Raw genomic sequence first — 20,720 nt, 5'->3', positions numbered from 1 at the left:
CTCGTCGCCCCATGGTGCCACCAAGCGCAGGATCTCGATGGCGTTCGACTGTGATCCATCCCGAGCGGCCATTGCCACCGCTAAGCACGGCGCGACCTGCGCCATTTTGTCGGTGGTTTCGAAAGCCGACGCGCCGTAAACCCTTGCCACGAGAGACTGCGCAGAGCGGTTCGAGCGGGATGAGGTGAGGCGTTGACGAGTGTCGTGATTCTGTTCGCGCAGGCGGTGAGCCTGGCGGCGACCAACTATTCGGTCGACGTACCGATGCGGGCCCCGACGACGCGGCCCGCCTTCGCCGACGAGTTCAGCCGTACGATCGATCCATCGCGCTGGCGCTTCGATGTCGAGCGCAACCGCACTGGCTGGGCCAATAACGAGAAGCAATATTACGCAGCCGATCGACGCGAGAATGCGCGGATCGAGCAGGGCGCGCTGGTGATCGAGGCGCGGCGCGAGGCGCTGCGGTCTCGCGCCGACTGGGGCGGGCAGGCGTATAGCTCGGCCAAACTCGTCAGCCGCGAGGCGCTTGGCTATGGGTTCTACGAAGTCCGGGCCAAGCTGCCGTGCGGGCGTGGGACCTGGCCCGCGATCTGGCTGCTGCCGCAGACCGGCACATGGCCCGACATGGGCGAGATCGACCTGATGGAGATGGTCGGCTGGCAGCCGCGCGTCGTCCATGCCACGCTGCACAGCGGCGCGTTCAACCACCGGCTGGGGACGCAGCGCGGCGCCGAGGTGCGCGTCGCAAGCGCGTGCACCGCGTACCACCGCTACCAGCTCGACTGGCAGCCGCATGCGATCACGATCGGCGTCGACGGCCATGGCTATATGCGCGTCGCCGATGATCAGCCGGGGGGGCATGCCGCCTGGCCGTTCGCCGTGCCGTACAATTTGATCCTCAACCTCGCGGTCGGCGGCGATTGGGGCGGGGTCAAGGGGATCGACGATGCCGCGCTGCCGCAGCGTATGTCGGTCGATTATGTGCGGTACTGGCGCGCCCCGTGAGCGTTTCCGGGATGACCGTCCACCGTGTCGGGCGCGAGGCGCAGCCCGTGGTCGTGATCGACGGCTTCGCAGCCGATCCCGATGCGCTGCGCGCCGCTGCGATAGCAGCGACCTTTGGTCCCGCTATGCAACATTACCCCGGCGTCCGCGCCGCGCTGCCGCCGACCTATATGCCCGCGCAGGTCGAGGCGCTGGCCGATGTCCTGGGTCCCGTGCTGGGCCGCGCTGGCGCGGTAGCGCTGATCGATGCGAGTTTTTCGATCGTCACGACCCCGCCCGAGGCGCTCGATATCCGCCAGCGGCTGCCGCATTGCGACGCGTTCGGCGCGGACCGGATCGCGCTGGTCCATTATCTCGCTCCCGACGGTGGCGACGGCACCGCCTTCTTTCGCCACCGCTCGACCGGGTTCGAGACGATCGACGAGGATCGTGCGCCGATCTTCTTCGGCCAGCTCGAGGCTGAGATCCGCCACGGCGGCGTGCCACCCGCGCGCTATGTCACGGGCGACACGGCGCTGTTCGAGCGCACGCTCGAGATCGAAGCGCGCTACAACCGCGCGCTCGTCTATCCGAGCTATCTGCTCCACAGCGGCGCGATCGCGCCCGACGCGCCGCTGTCATGCGATCCCGCGGAAGGACGGTTGACGGTTACAGCCTTCCTGTCGGTCGGTTAGGGCTTCATCGTCGCGGCCGTGACGTTCGTGGTGGAGACGAGCGCCCGGTCGGTCGCATCGTGCGCCAGCGCGACGCGGTAGCGCCCGCCCACGATCCGCCAGCCGGGCAGGGCCGTATCATAGTCCGCGAGGATGCGCGGCTCGGCGACGAGCGTGATGCGCTTTGCTTCGCCTGGTTTGAGCGTGACGCGTTGGAAGCCAGCGAGCCGCATCGGCGTCGCTGCCCCCTCGCGCGCGACATACAGTTGCGGCACGTCGGCGCCCGCGACGCGCCCGGTATTGACGACGTCGAAGCTGATGCTGAGCTTTGTGCCGCCGGTCACGACCGGGTTGCGATAGGCAAAGCGGGTGTAGCTGAGCCCGTGGCCGAACGCGAACAGCGGCGTGGCACGCGTCTTCTCATACCAGCGATAGCCGACGTCGGCGCCCTCGGCATATTCGACCGGGAAGCTCGCCAATTGGTGATCGCTCGCATGGCCGGGATCGGCTGCCGCCTGTGCCTCGGCGGAGGTCAGCCGGTCAAGCCCGACCGGTGCCGCGCGCGGCGCCTGGGTCGGGCTGGCGGGGAAGGTGATCGGCAGGCGGCCCGACGGATTGACGCGCCCGGTCAGGATGTTGGCGATCGCGGGGCCGCCGCGCTGCCCCGGATACCACGCCTGCACGACCGCGGGCACTGCCGACAGCCACGGCATCAACACGGGGCCGCCGGTTTCCAGCACCGCGATCGTCTTGGGTTGCGCCGCCGCCACCGCGGCGATCAGATCGTCCTGGCGATCGGGCAGCGACAGATCGGGCACGTCTTGCGCCTCGGTCGTCCACTGCGTCGCGAACACGACCGCGACGTCGGCGGCCTTGGCGGCGGCAGCAGCGGCGGTGGGGTCGCGGCCATCGATCCAGGTTACCTGCGCCTGCGGCATCGCGGCGCGAATCGCGGCGAGCGGCGAGGAAGCATGCCAGGTGACGCGCGCGAACGAGGATGCGGCACCGCTGGTCAGCGGGATCTCGACGGGCGCGCCGCCGACCGAGCGCACCTGGCTCGATCCGCCGCCCGACAGCACGCCGACATCGGCACGGCCGCCGATCAGCACGACGCGCTTTGCGGTGCGCGCCAGCGGCAGGAGGTTGCCGTCGTTCTTGAGCAAGACGATCCCGGCTTCGGCGGCGCGCTGCGCGACCTCGGCATGCGTATCATAGGGAATCGGGTGCGCGGCGGTGGCGGGCGCATCATAGGCGCCGGTTTCGATCAGCCCGGTCAGATAGCGGATCACCATGTCGTCGAGCCGCGCCATCGGCACGCGACCGGCCGCGATATCGGCCTTGAGCGCATCGGCGAAATAGATCGCGTGATCCAGTTCCTGCCCCGATTCCTGGTCGAGCCCGGCATTCGCCGCCTTGGCGGTCGAATGCACCGCGCCCCAGTCAGACATCACCCAGCCGCGATAGCCCCAGTCGCGCTTGAGCACGTCGTTCAGCAGATGCGCATTCTCGCACGCCCAGTCGCCATTGACCTTGTTGTACGCGCACATCACCGAGCCGGGCCTGCCCGTCTCGATCGCGATCTCGAAGGCAAGCAGGTCGCTCATCCGCAGCGCCGCCTCGCCGATCTTCGCGTCGACGACGGTGCGGCCGGTTTCCTGCGAATTGAGCGCGAAATGCTTGACCGTCGAGACGATGTGGTTCGACTGGACGCCCGCGATGTGCGCGCCCGCCATCATGCCCGACAGCAGCGGATCCTCGCCGAGATATTCGAAGTTGCGGCCGTTCCACGGGTCGCGGGTCAGATTGACGCCGCCCGCGAGCAGCACGCTGAAGCGCTTCGCCCGCGCCTCTGCGCCGATCATCGCGCCGCCCGCCCGCGCGATCGCGGGATCGAAGGTCGCCGCAGTGGCGAGGCTTGAGGGGAGAGCGGTGGCGACGTCGCCCTTGCGCTGTTCGATCTGGTTGGCGACGCCGAGCGAGGCATCGCTCTCGCGAATCAGCGGAACGCCCAGATGCGCGATTCCGTCGATATGGCCGGCGGACGGAATCAGCTCGTTCGGGGTCTTGCCGGCGGCCATTGGGGGGAACAGACCGTGGACGAGCGCGATTTTCTCGTCGAGTGTCATTTTGGCAACGATCGCCGCCGCGCGCGCCCGCGCGTCCTGAACCGCGGTCTGCTTGGCGGCCGGGCCCGCCACCACCGGCGCTGCCACGCCGATACCGGAAAGCAGCGTTGCGCCGAGTAGCCAGCCATGAATCGTCTTTGCCATCGAAGAAATCCTCCCAGATTTTTGGCGCGCATGCCGTTGCCGGCGGGGCTTCCCCGCTCGGCCGTGCCGCCGCCTGTGGCATATAAACAGCACATCCTGGGAACGTTCACAACATCGCGTTTCCGCCATGCCGCCGACTTGACAATCGCTTTGGCCAGGAACAAGTGAACGTTCTCAAACAAGAGGGCGCTGGGGTAACGCGCCGCTATCAGGGAGGATGATGATGGGGGGCTTTAGCACCCGTTTGGCTACGCGACTCGCACTTGGCGTCTCGACGCTTGCGCTTGCCGGCTATCCGATGATCGCCGGGGCGCAGGACGCCGCGTCGACGATGGGCAACACCGGTCCGGCGACGACGCAGGATGCGCCGGCCAGCACCGCGACGACGCAGAGCACCGCGACCGCCGATGGGACCGACGCGAGCGGCGACATCGTCGTCACCGGCATCCGCGCCAGCCTTCGCAGCTCGATCAATCTCAAGCGCAATGCGCAGGGCATCGTCGACGCGATCTCGGCCGAGGATATCGGCAAATTCCCCGACACCAACCTGGCGGAGTCGCTCCAGCGCATCACCGGCGTGTCGATCGACCGTTCGAACGGCGAAGGCCAGTTCGTCACCGTCCGCGGCTTCGGTCCGGAATACAATCTCGTCACGCTCAACGGCCGCCAGCTTGCGACCTCGACGATCGGCGACGGCAACGGCGCACCGGTCTCGCGCTCGTTCGATTTCGCCAATCTCGCGTCCGAAGGCGTGGCCGCGCTCGAAGTCTACAAATCCGGCCGCGCCAGCGTGCCGTCGGGTGGCATCGGCTCGACGATCAACATCCGCACGCCGCAGCCGTTCGACAAGCCGGGCCTGCGCGGCTCGCTGTCGGCGCGCGGCGTGATCGACACGTCGCAGAATGGCGGCAAGGACGTGACGCCCGAAGTGTCGGGCATCTTCTCCGACACCTTCGCCGACGATCGCATCGGCGTGCTTGTGCTCGGCTCGTTCCAGGAGCGGCATTTCAGCGCGAACCAGGCCAATGTCGGCTTCCGCGACGGCTATCTCGGCGCGGAGAACAATTGGGGCTCGCTCGCGCAACCAGGCGACCCGCGCGCGGCCAACATCACCAACCGTCCGGGTGCGACCGACGTCTATCAGGTCCCGCAGAACGCGGGCTATGATGTCGTCAACGGCAAGCGCCAGCGCATCAACGGGCAGGCCGTGCTGCAGTTCAAGCCGACCGACGCGCTGACCGCGACGTTCGACTATACCTATTCGCGCAACACCGTCGACATTCGCGATAACAGCGTGGGCATCTGGTACAACCATAACGACACGTCGAGCTCGTGGACCAACGGGCCGGTCGCCGGGCCGAACTTCTACACCGAGCGGTTCGGCGCGTCCGAGACCAAGGATCTCGCTTACTCCGCGTCGCAGACGTCGGCGCGCAGCGAGAACAAGGCGATCGGCGGCAACCTCACCTGGAAGGCGCCGGGCGGCGTCACCGTGGTGCTCGACGTCAATCACTCGACCGCGGAATCGAAGCCGAACAGCCCGTATGGCAACAGCAACTCGGTCGGCACCGCGGTGTTCGGCATCCAGAACCAGACGATCAATTTCCAGAACCAGCTGCCGGTCATCTCGTACAACACCTATTCCGGCATCGATCCGCTCAATGCCGCGAACATCGTTCCGACCGGCAACGCCTTCCGCAATTCCTACTTCCGCGACGAGATCAACCAGTTCCAGCTGAAGGGGCATTACGACCACAGCCACGGGTTCCTCGAGAGCCTCGACTGGGGCGTGCAATACACCGACAACAAGGTCCGCTCGGCGTATAGCGTGCTGCAGAACGACACGTGGGGCGGGACCGGCGGCGACAGTGCCGCGCAGCGGGCTGCCGCGGCGGCGCTGCTGCCCGACAGCCTGTTCACGCTGACCAGCATTCCCGACAAGTTCTCGGGCATCAGCGGCGCCAATTCGGCGGACATCGTCAAGTCGTTCTACACGTTCGACCTGCCGAGCGTCGTCAAGCTGCTCGACCAGGCGTACAAGATCTGCGGCGGCAGCGGCCAGTGCCTGATCCCGTACACCACCGACTCGCGCGTCCGCGAGAAGACGATCTCGCCCTATTTCCAGTTCAATGGTAAGTTCAACGTGCTGTCGATGCCCGGGCACATCATCGGTGGCCTGCGGTATGAGACGACCGACGTCAGTGCGTCCGCGCTGGTGCCGGCCCCCTCGGGCGCGCGGCAGAACTCGCAGAACGAGTTCAACATCCTGTTCAACGGGACCGGCTTCACCTCGTTCAAGGGCAGCTACCAGAACTGGCTGCCGTCGGTCGATTTCGACATCGAACCGACCGATACCGTCAAGCTGCGCGCGTCCTACAGCCACACCATCACGCGGGCTGACTATGGCAGCCTGCAGGGCGGTCGCCGGCTCGATACGCTGTTCCGCGTCGGCGGCGGCACCGGCTCGCTCGGCAATCCCAATCTGATCCCGTACAAGTCGAAGAACATCGACCTGTCGGCAGAATGGTATTACAACAAAGAGAGCTACATTTCGGTCGGGTATTTCCACAAGAATGTGGCGAATTACATCGGCAATACGGTCGTTAACCAGACGATCCCCGGGATCACCTCGCCGACGACGACGTTCAACGGCGTGACGCAGAACGGCCCGCGCTATCAGGCGGCGCTCAATGCGCTGGGCGCGAACGCAACCTTTGCGCAGATCCGCGACTATATCGGGGCCAATTATCCGGGTGGCGTGGTCAACGGGACGATCGTCGCGCAGCCGAACGATCCGCTGGTCAACTTCGTGATCCAGACGCCGTTCAACAGCGCGCAGACCGCCAATGTCGATGGGTTCGAATTCGCGATCCAGCACAGATTCTGGAACACCGGGTTCGGCACGATCCTCAACTACACGATCGTCCGCGGCAATCAGAACTACAACAACCGCCTGCCGGCAAGCGTCTCGCAATTCGCGATCACCGGCCTGTCGGACAGCGCCAACGCGGTGCTGTTCTATGACAAGAACGGCCTGCAGGCGCGTGCCGCGTATAACTGGCGCAAGGGGTATCTGTCGGCGGCGGGGGTCAACCCGTTCTACATCGACACCTATGGCCAGCTCGACGTCAGCGCGAGCTACGCGATCACCAAGAGCATTTCGGTGTTCGTCGAGGGGATCAACGTCAACAGCGAGGATCGCAGCGGCCATCTCCGCTCGGATCGCAACGTCGCGTTCGTGACCAAGCAGGATCCGCGCTACTCGGCGGGCGCACGGATCGCGTTCTAACACCGGATACGGCGCCGCCCTCGCGCTGCGAGGGTGGCGTTTTCCGGGGTTGCGGGGCACAGATGGTGTCGAACGGGGCCCGACTACGGGCCCCGCAACAGGACGGGCCAATTGGATACGGCCATCTCTAAAGTCGTCATCGTCGGCGGCGGCACTGCTGGCTGGCTTGCCGCCTGCCGTATCGCCGCAGCGGCGCGGCCGTCGGCTGCGCATCCGATCACGGTGACGCTCGTCGAATCCCCCGATGTCGCGACGATCGGCGTGGGTGAGGGGACCTGGCCGACGATGCGTGCGACGCTCGAACGGATCGGGATCGGTGAGGCGGAATTCCTGCTCGCCTGCGACGCGTCGTTCAAGCACGGTTCGCGCTTCCGCGGCTGGACGACCGGCGCGGCGGACGACGTCTATTTTCACCCCTTCACGCCGCCGCTCGAGGCGGACGCCCGCGCGCTCGTTGCGGCGTGGCAGGCCGACGCTCCGGGTATGGCGTTCGCCGATGCGGTGACACCGCAACCCCAGGTTGCCGGCCAGTGCCTGGCGCCGCGCCAGCGGACGATGCCCGATTATGCGGGGGCACTGAATTACGGCTATCATCTCGACGCGGGCAAGCTCGCCGCGCTGCTGATGCGGCATGCGACCGAGCGGCTCGGCGTTCGGCATGTGCGCGATCATGTGATCGGCGTTGATCGTGCCGAAAGCGGCGATGTGACTGCGGTGCGTACCCGCAGGCATGGCGCCGTCGCAGGTGACCTGTTCCTCGACTGCACCGGCCACGCCGCGCTGCTGGTCGGCGAGGTGCCGTTCATCGACCGCAGCGACGTGTTGTTCAACGACCGCGCACTCGCGGTGCAGGTTCCCGTTGCCGCCGACAGCCCGATCGCCGCTCAGACCGATGCGACCGCGCATGCGGCGGGATGGATCTGGGACATCGGCCTGCCGACGCGGCGCGGAGTCGGCTGCGTCTATTCGTCCGCACATATGAGCGACGATGCCGCGCTGGAAACGTTGACCGCGTATCTCGGCACGGCCGAGCCGATCACGCCGCGCCGGCTGACCTTCCGCTCGGGCCATCGCGCGCAGTTCTGGACCGGCAACTGCCTCGCAATCGGGCTCTCGGCGGGGTTTCTCGAGCCGCTCGAGGCGTCGGCGATCGTCACGATCGAGCTGTCGCTCGATGCGCTGCTCGACGACTGGCCGACGCGCGAGACCATGCCGCTCACCGCCGCGCGCTTCAACACGCTGTTCCGCTATCGCTGGGACCGGATCGTCGAGTTCCTCAAGTTGCATTACGTGCTCAGCCGGCGCGACGGGCGCTACTGGCAAGACCATCGCGCGGCCGCATCGATCCCGCCGCGGCTCGCCGAACTGCTTGCGCTCTGGGCGAACCGGCCGCCGACGCGCGCCGACGTCCCGATGATCGACGAGCTGTTCCCCGCGGCGAGCTATCAGTATATCCTGTACGGCATGGGTGCGCAGGTTCCCAAGCCCGGGCCGTTCGACGCGCACAAGCCGGTGCCGCTGGCGCCGATCGCGCAGCGCACGCGCAGCATGGTCGCGACGCTGCCGCCGATCCGCGCCTATCTCGATGCCTGCCGGGCGGCGTATCAACCGACTGCTATGGAGCATATTTCCTGATGGCCAACCACGCGCTCCTGACCAGCGAGGATCACCGCACGCTGCGCATCGCGTCGACGCGCGGTGCGGATTTCGGCGATGCGGTGATGTCGTGCCTGATCGTGCCGAGCGAGTTTCGCCGCGTGCAGAACGACTATCCGATCCTGTTCCGCCTCACACCGCAGCGCGACCGTTTCCAGGCGCTGGCGATGTTCGGGTTCGAGCCCGGCGAGAATCTGTTCCTCGATGGCGAGCGTTGGGATGCGCGCTATCGTCCGCTCGCGATGGAGATCCAGCCCTTCCTGATCGGCCACCCCGCGACGGAGGGCGGCGACAAGCAGATCCATCTCGATCTCGACAGCACGCGCGTCGCCAGCGGGGGTGAAGGGGTCCGCGTGTTCGACGATCTCGGCCGGCCGACGCCGTATCTCGAGACGATCGCTGGGCAGCTGGGCGAGCTCGATGCCGGGTGGCAGGCGAGCGAGGGCTTCTTCGCAGCCCTCGCACGGCACGACCTGCTCGAACCCCTGACGCTCGAAATCACGCTCGCCGACGGTACGACCAACCGGCTCGTCGGCTATCACGCGATAGCCGAGGAGCGCCTGCAGCAGCTCGACGCGGTGGCACTTGGCGAGCTGCACGCCGACGGGCATCTGTTGCCGATGTTCATGGCGCTCGCCTCGCTCAGCAACGTCGCCGAACTCGTCGATCGCAAGAGCCGACGGGAAGCCCCGCGTGGCTGAAGCCGATCCCGGCGTCTTCAAGGATCTCGCGAGCGTACCCGAGATCGTGGTCGCGGATGCGGCCGAGCTCGACGCGCGGCTGCGCGCGGCCGATGCGCCGTTCGTCGTGCGCGGGCTGGTCAAGGACTGGCCGCTGGTCGAGGCGGCGCGCCGCTCGCCGCGCGACGCGCGCGCCTATCTGCTGCGCCATCACCGCGATACCGCCTTCACCGTCGCGATCGGCGAGCCGGGCGGCGATGGCCGGTTGTTCTACGACGCGGCGATGGCGATGAATTTCCGCACGCTGCGCGCAAAGCTGCCCGACATCTTCGGGCGGATCGACGCGATCGAGGGCAAGGCGGGGGCGCCGCCGGTCTATCTCGCCTCGATCGACATGCACCAGTTCTTCAATGGTCTGTATGAGGCGAACCATGTCGATCTCGGCGATCGGACGTGCCTCGCAAGCATCTGGATCGGCACCAGGACGCGGATCGCCGCGCATAACGATCTGCCCAACAATCTGGCGTGCGTGGCCGCCGGGCGGCGGCGTTTCACGCTGTTCCCGCGCAAACAGTTCCGCAATCTGCATCTCGGGCCGATCGACAACACGCCCGCGGGGCGCGCGATCAGCATGGTCGATTTCCACGCGCCCGACGCGGAGCTGCACCCGCGCTTCCCCGATGCGCTGGCGCATGCGCAGGTCGCCGAGCTCGAGGCGGGTGACGCGCTCTATATTCCCGCGCTGTGGTGGCATCACGTCGAGGGGCTCGCCGAGTTCAACGTGCTCGTGAACTATTGGTGGCGCGAGACGCCGCGCTGGATGGGCTCGCCACAGGATGCGCTCAACCACGCGCTGCTCGCGATCCGCGACCTGCCTGCCGACCAGAAGCAGCATTGGCGCGACCTGTTCGACTATTATGTGTTCGACAACAGCGACGACGTGACCGCGCATATCCCCGAGGCGGGCCGCAGCGTGCTCGCCCCGCTCACCCCGGAAAGCGCCGATCGGATCCGCGCCTTCCTGCTCAGGAACCTCAGCCAATGATCGCCAGCCCACGCCGTATCGTCGTTGCCGGGGGCGGCACCGCAGGCTGGATGGCCGCCGCCGCGATCGCACGGACGATGGGCCGCACCGCCGCGGTGACGCTGATCGAATCCGACGCGATCGGAACGATCGGGGTGGGCGAGTCGACGATCCCGCCGCTCGTCACCTACAACCGGCTGCTCGGCATCGGCGAGGCCGATTTCATGCGCGCGACGCAGGCGACCTTCAAGCTCGGCATCCTGTTCGATGGCTGGAAGGACGGCAGCGACCGCTATTTCCATTCGTTCGGAACGACCGGGCAGGACCATTGGTCGGCCGGCTTCCAGCATTTCTGGATGAACGGCCGCGAGCGCGGGCATGACGCGTCCTACGACGCCTATTGCCTCGAACTGGTCGCGGCGATGGAAGGCAAGTTCGCGCATCTGCCCGACGAGCGGATGAACTATGCCTATCAGCTCGATTCCGCGCTCTACGCGCAGTTCCTGCGGCGGATGGCGGAGGGCGACGGGGCGCGGCGGATCGAGGGCAAGATCGCGCGGGTCGCGCTCGACGGCGAGAGCGGCGACGTCGCTGCGCTGCATCTGGAATCGGGCCAAGTCGTCGAGGGCGACCTGTTCCTCGACTGCACCGGCTTTCGCGCGCTGTTGATCGAGCAGGCGCTGCACGCCGGGTTCGACGATTGGAGCCACTGGCTGCCGTGTGATTCCGCCATCGCGGTGCAGACCGAAAATGTCCGCCCGCCTGTCCCATACACGCGCGCGATGGCGCACGATGCGGGATGGCAGTGGCGCATCCCGCTGCAGCATCGCACCGGCAACGGCATCGTATATTGCAGCCGCTATCTCGACCGCGACGCCGCGCTCGAGCGGCTGCTCGGCAATGTCGAGGGCACGGTGCTGACCGAGCCGAACCATATCCGCTTCGTCACCGGCGCGCGGCGACGGCAATGGCATCGCAACGTCGTCGCGATCGGGCTGTCGGGCGGGTTCATGGAGCCACTCGAATCGACCAGCATCCATCTCATCCAGCGCGCGATCCTGCGGCTGATCCGGATGATGCCGGGCGGCGCGATCTCGCCGCGCGACGTGGCCGAATTCAACGACCAGCAGTTCGCCGACATGGAGCAGATCCGCGACTTCCTGATCCTCCATTACAAGGCGACCAATCGCCGCGATTCCCCGTTCTGGCGGCAGTGCGCGGCGATGGAGGTGCCCGAGAGCCTCGCGCAGAAGATCGCTTTGTTCCGCGAGACCGGCCGCGTGTTCCGCCGCAACGAGGAGCTGTTCGCCGAGAATAGTTGGGTCCAGGTGATGCTGGGGCAGGGGATCGAACCCGCCGCCCATCACCCGATCGCTGCCAAGCTTCCCGACGAGGAACTGGCCAGGTTCCTGGCAACGCTGCGCGAGAATGTCGCGCGGACCGTGGCTGGGTTGCCGCCGCACGCCGCCTATGTCGCGCAATATTGCGGCGGCTGAGCGAATGGCGCGCAGACGGCAGGCCGTCACGATCAAGCATGTTGCGGCGGATGCAGGCGTGTCGCTGCAGACCGTCAGCCGCGTCGTGAACAAGGAGCCCAGCGTCCGCCCCGAAATGGTCGCGCGCGTGCAGGAGGCGATCGACCGGCTCGGCTATGTCCCTTCGATTGCGGCGCAACGGATGGGCGGCTCGCGCTCTTACCTGATCGTCGCGCTCAACGATCGCGAGCGCACGATCGCCGACTGGCGCGCGCGGCAGGGCACCGACTGGGTCGACCAGATGCTGCTCGGCGGGATGCTGACCTGCGCGACCTATGGCTATCGGATGATCGTCGAGCTGGTCGATACGCATAGCGACCATATCGCGCGCGAGCTGATGGGCGCGATCGCCGCGCTCCAGCCCGACGGGGTGATCCTGACGCCGCCGCATTCGGAGAATCCGCTGATCGTCGATCTGCTCGAGGCGCAGCGGATCAGTTTCGTACGGATCGGCTCGCGCCGCGCCGGGGCGGGCTTTGCCCTGACGATGGATGACGAGCGCGCCGCGCGGATCGCGACCGAGCATCTGATCGCGTTGGGGCATGAGCGGATCGGCTTCATCGCCGGGCCGCCCGATTACGAACTCAGCGCGTGGCGCGTCGATGGCTGGCGTGCAGCGATGGCGGATGCGGGGCTGGCGGACGATCTGCTGGCCAGCGGCGATTTCGGCTATGCCTCGGGCCAGCAGGCGGCGGTGGCGTTGCTCGACGCGGTCGACCCGGCGACCGCGATCATCGCCAGCAACGACCAGATGGCGCTCGCCACGCTCGAGACGTGCCGCGACCGCAAGATCGTGGTGCCCCGCGATCTGTCGCTGATCAGCTTCGACAACACGCCGATCGTGCGGTTCACGCACCCGCCGCTCACCGCGATCGACCAGCCGATCGCCGATCTGGCGGCGCGCGCGGTCGAACTCATCATCGCCGAGCTTGGTGGGCGCGAGACGCCGGAACAACCGATCGTCCTGCCCGCAAAGCTCGAGCTGCGCCAATCGACCGCGCCGCGCCGCTGACCGCGTTCAAATCCTTGGCTGTCGCGGTGCTGACGCCCTAAGCGTCGAATCGTATGACCGCGTATCCGGATCGCTTCCTCTCCGCCGACGCCGCCGGGCGATCGACCTTTCTTGTTCCGGTGCTTGGTGCGCTTGCCTATGCCGGATGCGTCGTCGCCTATCTGCCGCTGCTGACGCTGTTGTTGCCGCTGCGGATCGAGCAGATCGCGGGGGAAGCGCGGTTCGGCGTGCTCGCGACGGCGATGATCGCGGGGGCGGTCATGGCGAGCGTTTCGGGAATCGTCTTCGGATGGCTCAGCGATCTTTCGCTCGAACGCGGCGGTGGCCGGCGTTCGTGGATCGCCGCGGGGCTCGTTGCGACGATCGTGTCGTACCTCGGCATCGCGAGCGCCCGGACACCCGAGATGCTCGTCGTCGCGGTCATGGAGTTTCAGGTGTCGCTCAATATCGCCTTGGCGCCGCTCGTGGCGCTGCTCGCCGAGGAAAGCCTCGACCGGCAAAAGGGTCTGCTGAGCGGGCTGCTCGCCGGCGCGCAACCGCTTGGCGCCGTGATGGGGCCGCTTCTGGCGGCATGGACCACACCCGCACTCGGGCTGCGCCTGGGCGTCATCGCAATGGTCTCGGTCGTCTGCCTGGTGCCATTGCTGGCAACGTCGGCCAGGCCAACGGCGCCGGCGGTGGATCGGCGGATGGTGGTCTCGCCCCGCGACATGGCGATTGCCTGGATCTCGCGCCTGATGGTCCAGATCGCGGGCAACGTGCTGTTCGCCTACCTTTTTGTTCTTCATGGAGCAATTCGCAGCGCCCGCCGCGCGCGGTGGCGTGCCGGCGCAGGTGGGCGGCCTGATCTTCATGGCGAACCTCGTACCCCTGCCCCTGGCCCTTGTGTTTGGCCGCTGGTCGGACAGGTCCGGCCGGCGCAAACCGTTCCTCATGGCCGCCGTCGCGCTCGACGTCGCGGGTCTCGTCGTGATGGGGGGCGCGTCCGACTTGACCGCCGCCGCGATAGGCTTTTGCCTGTTTTCGAGCGGCTGGACCACCTTTCTGACGCTACAGATCGGTTTCGTCATGCAATTGCTCCCCAATCCGCGGCGGCGGGGGCGCGATCTGGGGCTGATCAATCTGTCGAATACGGTGCCGGTGCTGATCGGGCCGGCATTGGCGTGGTGGCTGGCGACCCCGCGCAGTTTCGCGACGTTGTTCTTCGCGCTTGCCGCTTTGTCGTTGCTCGGAGGATTGGCGATGCTTGGCGTGACGGGACGGAAATAGCGCGCTTGGGACCGGCCACCGCCGCATCCTAACCCCTGGATTTGGCTCATGGACCGAGACGCTACCGGCGTCGGCCGCAAGAATTTCGAGCGGCGGGCGAAAGATCCTTCCGTGGCGGCTTCCGGATCGCGCCGCGGCTGCGCATACTGCGCGCCACGGGACGCCAAAGACGGGGAAGCACCATGAAGAATGCAGCGACGGTCGCCATCGGTCTGGCGACGCTGACGAGCCTATTTGTGGCGCAACCCGGCACCGCGCAAACGCTGCGGCCCGACCAGCAGGCGTTCCGCGCGCTCTACAAGGACATGGTCGAGACCGACACCAGCATCACGACGGGCAGCTGCACTGCGCTCGCCGGCAAGGTCGCCGCGCGCTTCAAGGCGGCGGGGTTCACCGACACGCAGATCACGCCGTTCTCGGTCCCCGATCATCCCAAGGAGGGCGGCTTGGTCGTCGTCTATCCGGGCAGCTCCAAGACGGTGAAGCCGATGCTGCTGCTCGGCCATATCGACGTGGTCGTGGCGAAGCGCGAGGATTGGGTGCGCGATCCGTACACGCTGATCGAGGAAAACGGCTATTTCTACGGCCGCGGCACCGCCGACATGAAGGCGCTCGACGCGATCTGGATCGACAGTCTGCTCCGCTTCAAGCAGCAGGGGTATCGCCCCAAGCGGACGATCAAGCTCGCGCTGACCTGCGGCGAGGAAACGAGCTGGGCGTTCAACGGCGCCTCCTGGCTCGCGGCGAACAAGCCCGATCTGATCGCCGCCGAATTCGCGCTCAACGAAGGCGGCGGCGGGCGCAGCGATGGGCACGGCAAGCTCGTCATCGCGACGCTGCACGTCGGCGAGAAGACCGCGATCAACTATCGGATCGAGGCGACCAATCCGGGCGGCCACAGCTCGGCCCCGGTCAAGGAAAACGCGATCTACCAGCTGTCCGACGCGCTTGTCCGGCTGCGCGGCTATGATTTTCCGGTGATGCTGACCGACACGACCAAGGCGTATTTCCGCACCGCCGGCGCCGCGCGCGGGGATGCGATGGGCCGCGCGATGATCGCACTCGCGGCCAATCCCGCCGACACAGCGGCGCTCACCCTGGTCGACACCGACAAGAGCTATCATTCGATGCTGCGCACGACCTGCGTCGCAACGCTGCTCGACGGCGGCCATGCCAACAATGCGCTGCCACAGCGCGCCGGCGCGAACATCAACTGCCGGATCTTCCCCGGTGTCTCGCCAGACGCCGTGCGCGACCAGCTCGCCGCGGTCATCGCCGATCCGGCGCTGAGCGTGAAGCAGACCGACAACCGCGGGCCGGTCGCCAAGCCGGTACCGCTCGACCCCAAGATCATCGGCCCGGCGCAGACGCTGCTCGCCAAATACTACCCCGGCGTGCCGCTCAGCCCGATGATGTCGACCGGCGCGACCGACGGCATCTTCCTCGAGGCGATCGGCATTCCCGTCTACGGCCCGCCGGGCACCTATGGCGATCCCGACGGCAACGGCACGCACGGCCTCAACGAGCGCGCGATCGTCAAGGCAGTCTATTCGGGCCGCGATTATCTGTTCGACCTGATCAAGGCCTATGCAGGCTGACCGACGCGATACGCCGAACGATCGTGCTACACGCCGGGGCGATCGTCCCGGCCGCCAGGGACTCTTCCGATGTTGAAAACGCTTTCGATTCTCGCGCTGCTCGCCGCGGCGAGCCCTGCGCTGGCGCAGGGGGTCGATCCGGTCGCGATCACCAAGAGCGTGCAGGATCTGTCGTCGGACGCGTTCCAGGGCCGCGCGCCCGGCGGACCGGGCGAGGCGGTGACGATCGCGTATCTCGTCAAGCGCTTCGCCGCACTCGGGCTTGAGCCCGGGGCTGCCGATGGGACATGGACGCAGACCGTCCCCTTGTTGCGGACCAAGCTGGGCGACACCACGCGCTTTGGCGTGGCGGTCGGCGGGCAGCAGCAGCGCTGGACGCGTGGCGAGCAAGCCTATGTCTGGTCGCTGCAACCCAAGGACCAGGCCGTAATCGACGCGGCCCCGCTCGTCTTCGTCGGGTACGGCGTCAGCGCGCCGGAACGCGGCTGGGACGATTTCAAGGGTGTCGATCTCCACGGCAAGGTCGCCGTCGTGCTGGTCAACGATCCCGATTTCGAGGCGGTGCAGGGCGACGACGCGCTTGGCAAGTTCGGCGGCCGGACGATGACCTATTACGGGCGCTGGACCTACAAGTTCGAGGAACTGGCACGGCGCGGCGCGATCGGTGCGCTGATCATCCACGATACCGCTGGCGCGGGCTATGGCTGGAACGTCGTGGTCTCCGGCCAGGGCGAAGCGTATGACATCGCGCGCGCGCCGGACACGATCACCAGCCTGCGGCTGCAGGGGTGGATCAAGGGCGACGCCGCTAGCGCGCTGTTCACGAGCGCCGGGCTCGATCTTTCGGCGCTGCGCACGGCCGCGCGGCAGAAGCGTTTCACCCCGGTCGTGCTGAAGGGCGCACGCTTTTCTGCCGCGATCGCCGTCGAGCATGCGATCGTCGAAAGCCACAATGTGCTCGCGCGCATTCCCGGTACGGCGGCGCCCGACCAGACGGTGATGTTCGGCGCGCATTGGGACGCGTATGGCGTCGGCGCGCCGGATAAGGATAGCCAGACGATCCGGCGCGGTGCCAATGACGACGCCCTCGGCGTCGCGGCGCTGCTCGAGATCGCGCGGATCCTCAAGGCCGAGCCCGCGCCGCGGCGGACGATCGCCTTCGCGCTGTGGACCGCCGAGGAGCGCGGGCTGCTCGGGTCGGAATATTATGCGACCCATCCCGCCTATCCGCTCGAAAAGACCGCCGCCAATCTGACGATCGATATCCTGCAAACCGCGGGCAAGGCGAAGGACGCGATCCCGGTCGGCGTCGGGCAGGACAGCTTGCAGGACGACATGGCGCGCGTCGCCGCGACGCAGGGGCGCCGGGTGACGCCCGAGGGTCTGCCCGAGCGCGGGCTGTTCTACCGCGCCGATCATTTCAGCCTGGCCAAGCGCGGCGTTCCGGTCCTGCTGCAGATGGGGATCGCCGGCGCTTCCGACCTGGAACAGGGCGGGGCCGCTGCGGGGCAGGCGTGGATCGATGCCTATACGGGTAAATGCTACCACCAGGCGTGCGACGCCTGGTCGCCCGACTGGAACCTTGCGGGCGCCAAGCAGGACATCGACCTGATGCTGACGATCGGCCGCGAGGTGGCGAACGCGTCGACCTGGCCGAGCTGGAAAGCGACCTCCGAGTTCAAGGCGATCCGCGATCAAAGCGCGGGGATACGGAAATAAGCGGAGCGCAGATCCGCTGAGGCGCTTTGCCTGCTCGCCGAACCCATGCGCCGCCGAGCTCGCCGAGTACCGGTGTCAGTCCGATTACCAAACGGCCGCTTTCGGGGGGCAGGGGATGCGCGCCGGAGGTCTGTGCCGTGGTCCGCTCTGCGATCAATGCACGAAGCCGCTGCGCGGCATTGGTGTTGGTGGTGAGGTAGCGCCTTTGCGGTGAGGTTTGGCCCGGCGGCAGCGGCGGCAGACGATGGAGTTCCTTCAACCAAAGGAACTTGATCATGGCGATTGTACCGATCGAACGACCCGTCACCCCGCTGCGTCAGCGGATGCTCGACGACATGGCGATGCGCGCGATGCGGTCGCGGACCCAGCATGATTATATCCGCCACGTCCGCGCCTTCGCGGCTTTCCTCGGGCGCTCGCCCGATACCGCGACCGCCGAGGATGTGCGCCGCTTCCAGCTTCACCAACGCGAGCAGGGTGTCGGAGAGTCCACGATCAACGGCTCGGTATCGGCACTGCGCTTCCTGTTCGACGTGACGCTCGAGCGACCCGACCTGTCGCGGCGGCTGGTGCTGGCGCGTCGTCCCAGGAAGCTGCCCGACGTGCTGAGCGTCGATGAGGTGGGACGGCTGCTCGAGGCGGCACCGGGCATCAAGTACCGGGCGGCGCTGGGCGTGGCCTATGGCGCTGGCCTGCGCGTGTCGGAGGTCGCGCACCTCAAGGCCGACGATATCGACAGCAAGCGGATGCTGATCCGGATCGAGGAGGGCAAGGGCCGCAAGGATCGTAACGCCATGCTGTCGCCGCAGCTGCTCGAGCTGCTGCGGCTGTGGTGGCGCGAAGGCAAGCGGCGCAGTGTCCTTCTGCCGCACGGCTGGCTCTTTCCAGGGCGCAGCTACACCGACCCGATCTCGACCCGGCAACTGCACCGCGCGGTCTGCGAGGCGGCCGAGGCGGCGGGGATTCGAAAGCGCGTCAGCCCGCACACGCTGCGGCACAGCTTCGCCACTCACCTGCTCGAACAGGACGTCGATATCCGCGTGATCCAGGTGCTGCTCGGGCACAGCAAGCTCGAGACGACCGCGCTCTACACCAAGGTCGCAACGCGCACGATCCGCGCCGTGACCAGCCCGCTCGACCGGCTGATGGCGCTCATGGAGGGCAAGACGCCGCCCGGTTGACGCCCTCGTGCGGACCTCCCTCGAGGTCGCCAACATCTTTCGCGGCGCTGGTCCCGCATATCGAACGGCGCATGCGGGGCACCTGAGCCTGCACCAGCTGAAGGTCATGTCGGCGATCGAACATTGCCGTACCGCCGTCATGGGCGGTCACGTCGAAGCCTGCACCGACTGCGGGCATTGGCGGGTGGCCTATAACAGCTGCCGCAACCGACACTGCCCGCGGTGCCAGGGTGCCGCCGCGCGCGCCTGGCTGGCCGAGCGTGAGGCCGACCTGCTCCCGGTCGGTTACTTCCATGTCGTGTTCACGCTGCCGGCCGAGGTCGCCGATATCGCCTTCCAGAACAAGGCCGCGCTATACGGCCTGCTGTTCCAGGCGGCGTCCGAGACGATGACCACCATCGCCGCCGACCCCAAGCATCTTGGCGCACGCATCGGCATCACCGCGGTGCTGCATACGTGGGGATCGGCGATGACCCATCACCCGCACATCCACATGATTGTGCCGGGCGGCGGGCTGTCGCCCGACGGCAGCCGCTGGGTGTCGTCGCGCCCGGCGTTCCTCTTGCCGGTGCGCGTGCTCGGCAAGCTGTTCCGCCGCCTGTTCCTCACCCGACTGATGGCGCTGCGCGACACCGGGCGGCTCGGCTTCTTCGGAAGCATGGGCCATCTCGCCGACCGGCGTGCGTTCCTGCGCCACCTGTCGCCGGTCCGGAAGAAGAACTGGGTCGTCTACGCCAAAGCACCGTTCGCGGGACCAGAGGCGGTGCTCGCCTATCTGTCGCGCTACACCCACCGGGTGGCGATCTCGAACGGCCGGCTGCTGCGCTTCGACGATACCGGCGTGACGTTCCGCTACAAGGATTACCGCCGAGACGGAGCCGACCGCCAGCAGACCATGACGCTCGCGGCCGATGAGTTCATCCGCCGCTTCCTGCTCCATGTCCTGCCAAAAGGCTTCCACCGCATCCGTCACTACGGCCTGCTCGCCGGCACCACCCGCAAGGGGCAGCTCGAGCGGATCCGTGAGCTACTTGGCGTTGCACCGCCGGCCAGCACCGATGCGCCGACCGGGCCGGAAGACGTTCGACCGCCATGTCCATGCTGCGGCGGGCACATGGTCGTCATAGAGACCTTCGAACGCTGGCGGCAGCCGCGCGCACCGCCGCAGGGCACTGCATCGACCGGGACGACCACGCCATGACCCCGCATGGCTCAACTTCATCCCGCCACGCAGGTCTTGCGGTTCCGGCGATGCTGCCGCTCGTGCTGGCAACATCACCGACTGCATCAGCGGCACCTTCAACCTGCGATCATGGGCAAGATGCACCCCGGACACCGCCCCTCGGGACCATGATCTCGGCCGCCGATACGCGCCTCGGCAGCCGTCACACGCGCCGCACAACCGGGCCAAACTCGAAATCCCCATAGGCACCGCGCGCGGCCCGCGGCTTCCTGCATTGGAGGAAATCGTACGCCTCACGGCATCCGATTTCCTTCACAAATCCCGCTCTGGTGCGGGTCGATGGAGCGACTGTTTCTGGACCAGCACTCACGCGTGCCCACGCCCTGACCCTAGTCGCGACCAACGGATCCGTGTATCCGCAAGAGCAAGAGTCCCGGGGCGAGCGCTTTGCTCATGCCGGGCCAACGCGCTTCGGAGTGACCGACATACCACGCAAGACAAATTACGACTTCGAGCGCCGCGAGCGGGAAAAGACCAAAGCGGCTGAGACTGCGAAGAAGGCTCAGGCCAAGGCGGACAAGCGGGCTGTCGAGCAGCAGACGCCGGATGCGGGTGAATCAGGCCGTCCGCAGGACGGCTGACGCTA

The 20,720-nt window shown here is 67.1% G+C and carries 16 protein-coding genes and 1 pseudogene; 15 read left to right on the top strand and 2 right to left on the bottom strand.

Annotation, left to right across the window (positions count from 1 at the left end; translation table 11 throughout):
* Nucleotides 1-192: 192 nt before the first annotated feature.
* Both ACVWYO_RS07935 and ACVWYO_RS07930 read left to right on the top strand, forming a co-directional pair.
* The gene (locus ACVWYO_RS07935; RefSeq protein WP_457349664.1) at nucleotides 193-1,005 is read left to right on the top strand and encodes a glycoside hydrolase family 16 protein; all 813 of its coding nucleotides are present in this window, start codon (nucleotides 193-195) and stop codon (nucleotides 1,003-1,005) included.
* Nucleotides 1,002-1,679, top strand: coding sequence for a DUF6445 family protein (locus ACVWYO_RS07930; protein WP_457349662.1), 678 nt, complete (start codon nucleotides 1,002-1,004; stop codon nucleotides 1,677-1,679). Before ACVWYO_RS07935 ends, ACVWYO_RS07930 begins: the two co-directional genes overlap by 4 nt.
* Here ACVWYO_RS07930 and ACVWYO_RS07925 read toward each other — a convergent pair.
* Nucleotides 1,676-3,928, bottom strand: coding sequence for a beta-glucosidase (locus ACVWYO_RS07925; RefSeq protein ID WP_457349660.1), 2,253 nt, complete (start codon nucleotides 3,926-3,928; stop codon nucleotides 1,676-1,678). The genes ACVWYO_RS07930 and ACVWYO_RS07925 overlap by 4 nt on opposite strands.
* Nucleotides 3,929-4,145: 217 nt before the next feature.
* On the opposite strand from ACVWYO_RS07925, the gene ACVWYO_RS07920 reads away from it, so the two are divergent.
* The 10 genes and pseudogenes from ACVWYO_RS07920 to ACVWYO_RS07875 all read left to right on the top strand — a co-directional run bounded on the left by ACVWYO_RS07920 (nucleotide 4,146) and on the right by ACVWYO_RS07875 (nucleotide 17,710).
* A complete protein-coding gene (locus ACVWYO_RS07920; protein WP_457349659.1) occupies nucleotides 4,146-7,217 on the top strand; it encodes a TonB-dependent receptor in 3,072 nt (1,023 codons plus the stop codon).
* Nucleotides 7,218-7,328: 111 nt separating this feature from the next.
* On the top strand, nucleotides 7,329-8,852 hold the full coding sequence (locus ACVWYO_RS07915) for a tryptophan halogenase family protein (RefSeq protein WP_457349657.1): 1,524 nt from the start codon (nucleotides 7,329-7,331) through the stop codon (nucleotides 8,850-8,852).
* The gene (locus ACVWYO_RS07910) at nucleotides 8,852-9,574 is read left to right on the top strand and encodes a SapC family protein (protein WP_457349655.1); all 723 of its coding nucleotides are present in this window, start codon (nucleotides 8,852-8,854) and stop codon (nucleotides 9,572-9,574) included. The genes ACVWYO_RS07915 and ACVWYO_RS07910 overlap by 1 nt, the downstream gene beginning before the upstream one ends.
* Nucleotides 9,567-10,598 carry a cupin-like domain-containing protein gene (locus tag ACVWYO_RS07905; RefSeq protein WP_457349653.1) on the top strand — a complete coding sequence of 344 codons (1,032 nt, stop codon included), beginning with the start codon at nucleotides 9,567-9,569 and terminating at the stop codon, nucleotides 10,596-10,598. Before ACVWYO_RS07910 ends, ACVWYO_RS07905 begins: the two co-directional genes overlap by 8 nt.
* A complete protein-coding gene (locus ACVWYO_RS07900) occupies nucleotides 10,595-12,073 on the top strand; it encodes a tryptophan halogenase family protein (RefSeq protein WP_457349651.1) in 1,479 nt (492 codons plus the stop codon). Before ACVWYO_RS07905 ends, ACVWYO_RS07900 begins: the two co-directional genes overlap by 4 nt.
* A gap of 4 nt (nucleotides 12,074-12,077) precedes the next feature.
* Nucleotides 12,078-13,124 carry a LacI family DNA-binding transcriptional regulator gene (locus ACVWYO_RS07895; protein ID WP_457354913.1) on the top strand — a complete coding sequence of 349 codons (1,047 nt, stop codon included), beginning with the start codon at nucleotides 12,078-12,080 and terminating at the stop codon, nucleotides 13,122-13,124.
* Nucleotides 13,125-13,177: 53 nt separating this feature from the next.
* Nucleotides 13,178-13,771: pseudogene (locus tag ACVWYO_RS07890) on the top strand (MFS transporter); the annotation flags it as partial.
* Between the two features lie 139 nt (nucleotides 13,772-13,910).
* On the top strand, nucleotides 13,911-14,393 hold the full coding sequence (locus ACVWYO_RS07885; RefSeq protein ID WP_457349649.1) for an MFS transporter: 483 nt from the start codon (nucleotides 13,911-13,913) through the stop codon (nucleotides 14,391-14,393).
* Between the two features lie 182 nt (nucleotides 14,394-14,575).
* On the top strand, nucleotides 14,576-15,991 hold the full coding sequence (locus tag ACVWYO_RS07880) for a M20/M25/M40 family metallo-hydrolase (protein WP_457349647.1): 1,416 nt from the start codon (nucleotides 14,576-14,578) through the stop codon (nucleotides 15,989-15,991).
* Nucleotides 15,992-16,060: 69 nt separating this feature from the next.
* Nucleotides 16,061-17,710: a M20/M25/M40 family metallo-hydrolase gene (locus tag ACVWYO_RS07875; RefSeq protein WP_457349645.1), complete on the top strand. Its 1,650-nt coding sequence runs from the start codon at nucleotides 16,061-16,063 to the stop codon at nucleotides 17,708-17,710.
* Here the strand turns inward: ACVWYO_RS07875 and ACVWYO_RS07870 are convergent.
* Nucleotides 17,670-17,987, bottom strand: coding sequence for a hypothetical protein (locus ACVWYO_RS07870; protein WP_457349643.1), 318 nt, complete (start codon nucleotides 17,985-17,987; stop codon nucleotides 17,670-17,672). The two genes, ACVWYO_RS07875 and ACVWYO_RS07870, sit on opposite strands and share 41 nt — an antisense overlap.
* Between ACVWYO_RS07870 and ACVWYO_RS07865 the strand changes: the two genes are divergently transcribed.
* The 3 genes from ACVWYO_RS07865 to ACVWYO_RS07855 all read left to right on the top strand — a co-directional run bounded on the left by ACVWYO_RS07865 (nucleotide 17,986) and on the right by ACVWYO_RS07855 (nucleotide 20,715).
* Nucleotides 17,986-18,891, top strand: a complete 906-nt coding sequence (locus ACVWYO_RS07865; protein ID WP_457348793.1) for a tyrosine-type recombinase/integrase — start codon at nucleotides 17,986-17,988, stop codon at nucleotides 18,889-18,891. The genes ACVWYO_RS07870 and ACVWYO_RS07865 overlap by 2 nt on opposite strands.
* A gap of 7 nt (nucleotides 18,892-18,898) precedes the next feature.
* Nucleotides 18,899-20,092, top strand: a complete 1,194-nt coding sequence (locus tag ACVWYO_RS07860; RefSeq protein ID WP_457349641.1) for an IS91 family transposase — start codon at nucleotides 18,899-18,901, stop codon at nucleotides 20,090-20,092.
* 458 nt (nucleotides 20,093-20,550) lie between these two features.
* Nucleotides 20,551-20,715, top strand: a complete 165-nt coding sequence (locus ACVWYO_RS07855) for a hypothetical protein (RefSeq protein WP_457349639.1) — start codon at nucleotides 20,551-20,553, stop codon at nucleotides 20,713-20,715.
* The last annotated feature ends 5 nt before the right edge of the window (nucleotides 20,716-20,720 follow it).

Source organism: Sphingomonas sp. UYP23 (assembly GCF_054059235.1).
The sequence above is the reverse complement of the archived record's forward strand: the minus strand, read 5'-3'. Positions and strand labels throughout refer to the sequence as shown.

Excerpts from the sequence above, each read along its gene's own strand:
- ACVWYO_RS07910 (WP_457349655.1), top strand. The coding sequence starts at position 8,852 with ATGGCCAACCACGCGCTCCTGACCAGCGAGGATCACCGCACGCTGCGC.
- ACVWYO_RS07895 (WP_457354913.1), top strand. The coding sequence starts at position 12,078 with ATGGCGCGCAGACGGCAGGCCGTCACGATCAAGCATGTTGCGGCGGAT.
- ACVWYO_RS07925 (WP_457349660.1), bottom strand. The coding sequence starts at position 3,928 with ATGGCAAAGACGATTCATGGCTGGCTACTCGGCGCAACGCTGCTTTCC.
- ACVWYO_RS07880 (WP_457349647.1), top strand. The coding sequence starts at position 14,576 with ATGAAGAATGCAGCGACGGTCGCCATCGGTCTGGCGACGCTGACGAGC.
- ACVWYO_RS07870 (WP_457349643.1), bottom strand. The coding sequence starts at position 17,987 with ATGATCAAGTTCCTTTGGTTGAAGGAACTCCATCGTCTGCCGCCGCTG.
- ACVWYO_RS07865 (WP_457348793.1), top strand. The coding sequence starts at position 17,986 with ATGGCGATTGTACCGATCGAACGACCCGTCACCCCGCTGCGTCAGCGG.
- ACVWYO_RS07885 (WP_457349649.1), top strand. The coding sequence starts at position 13,911 with ATGGAGCAATTCGCAGCGCCCGCCGCGCGCGGTGGCGTGCCGGCGCAG.
- ACVWYO_RS07900 (WP_457349651.1), top strand. The coding sequence starts at position 10,595 with ATGATCGCCAGCCCACGCCGTATCGTCGTTGCCGGGGGCGGCACCGCA.
- ACVWYO_RS07920 (WP_457349659.1), top strand. The coding sequence starts at position 4,146 with ATGATGATGGGGGGCTTTAGCACCCGTTTGGCTACGCGACTCGCACTT.
- ACVWYO_RS07875 (WP_457349645.1), top strand. The coding sequence starts at position 16,061 with ATGTTGAAAACGCTTTCGATTCTCGCGCTGCTCGCCGCGGCGAGCCCT.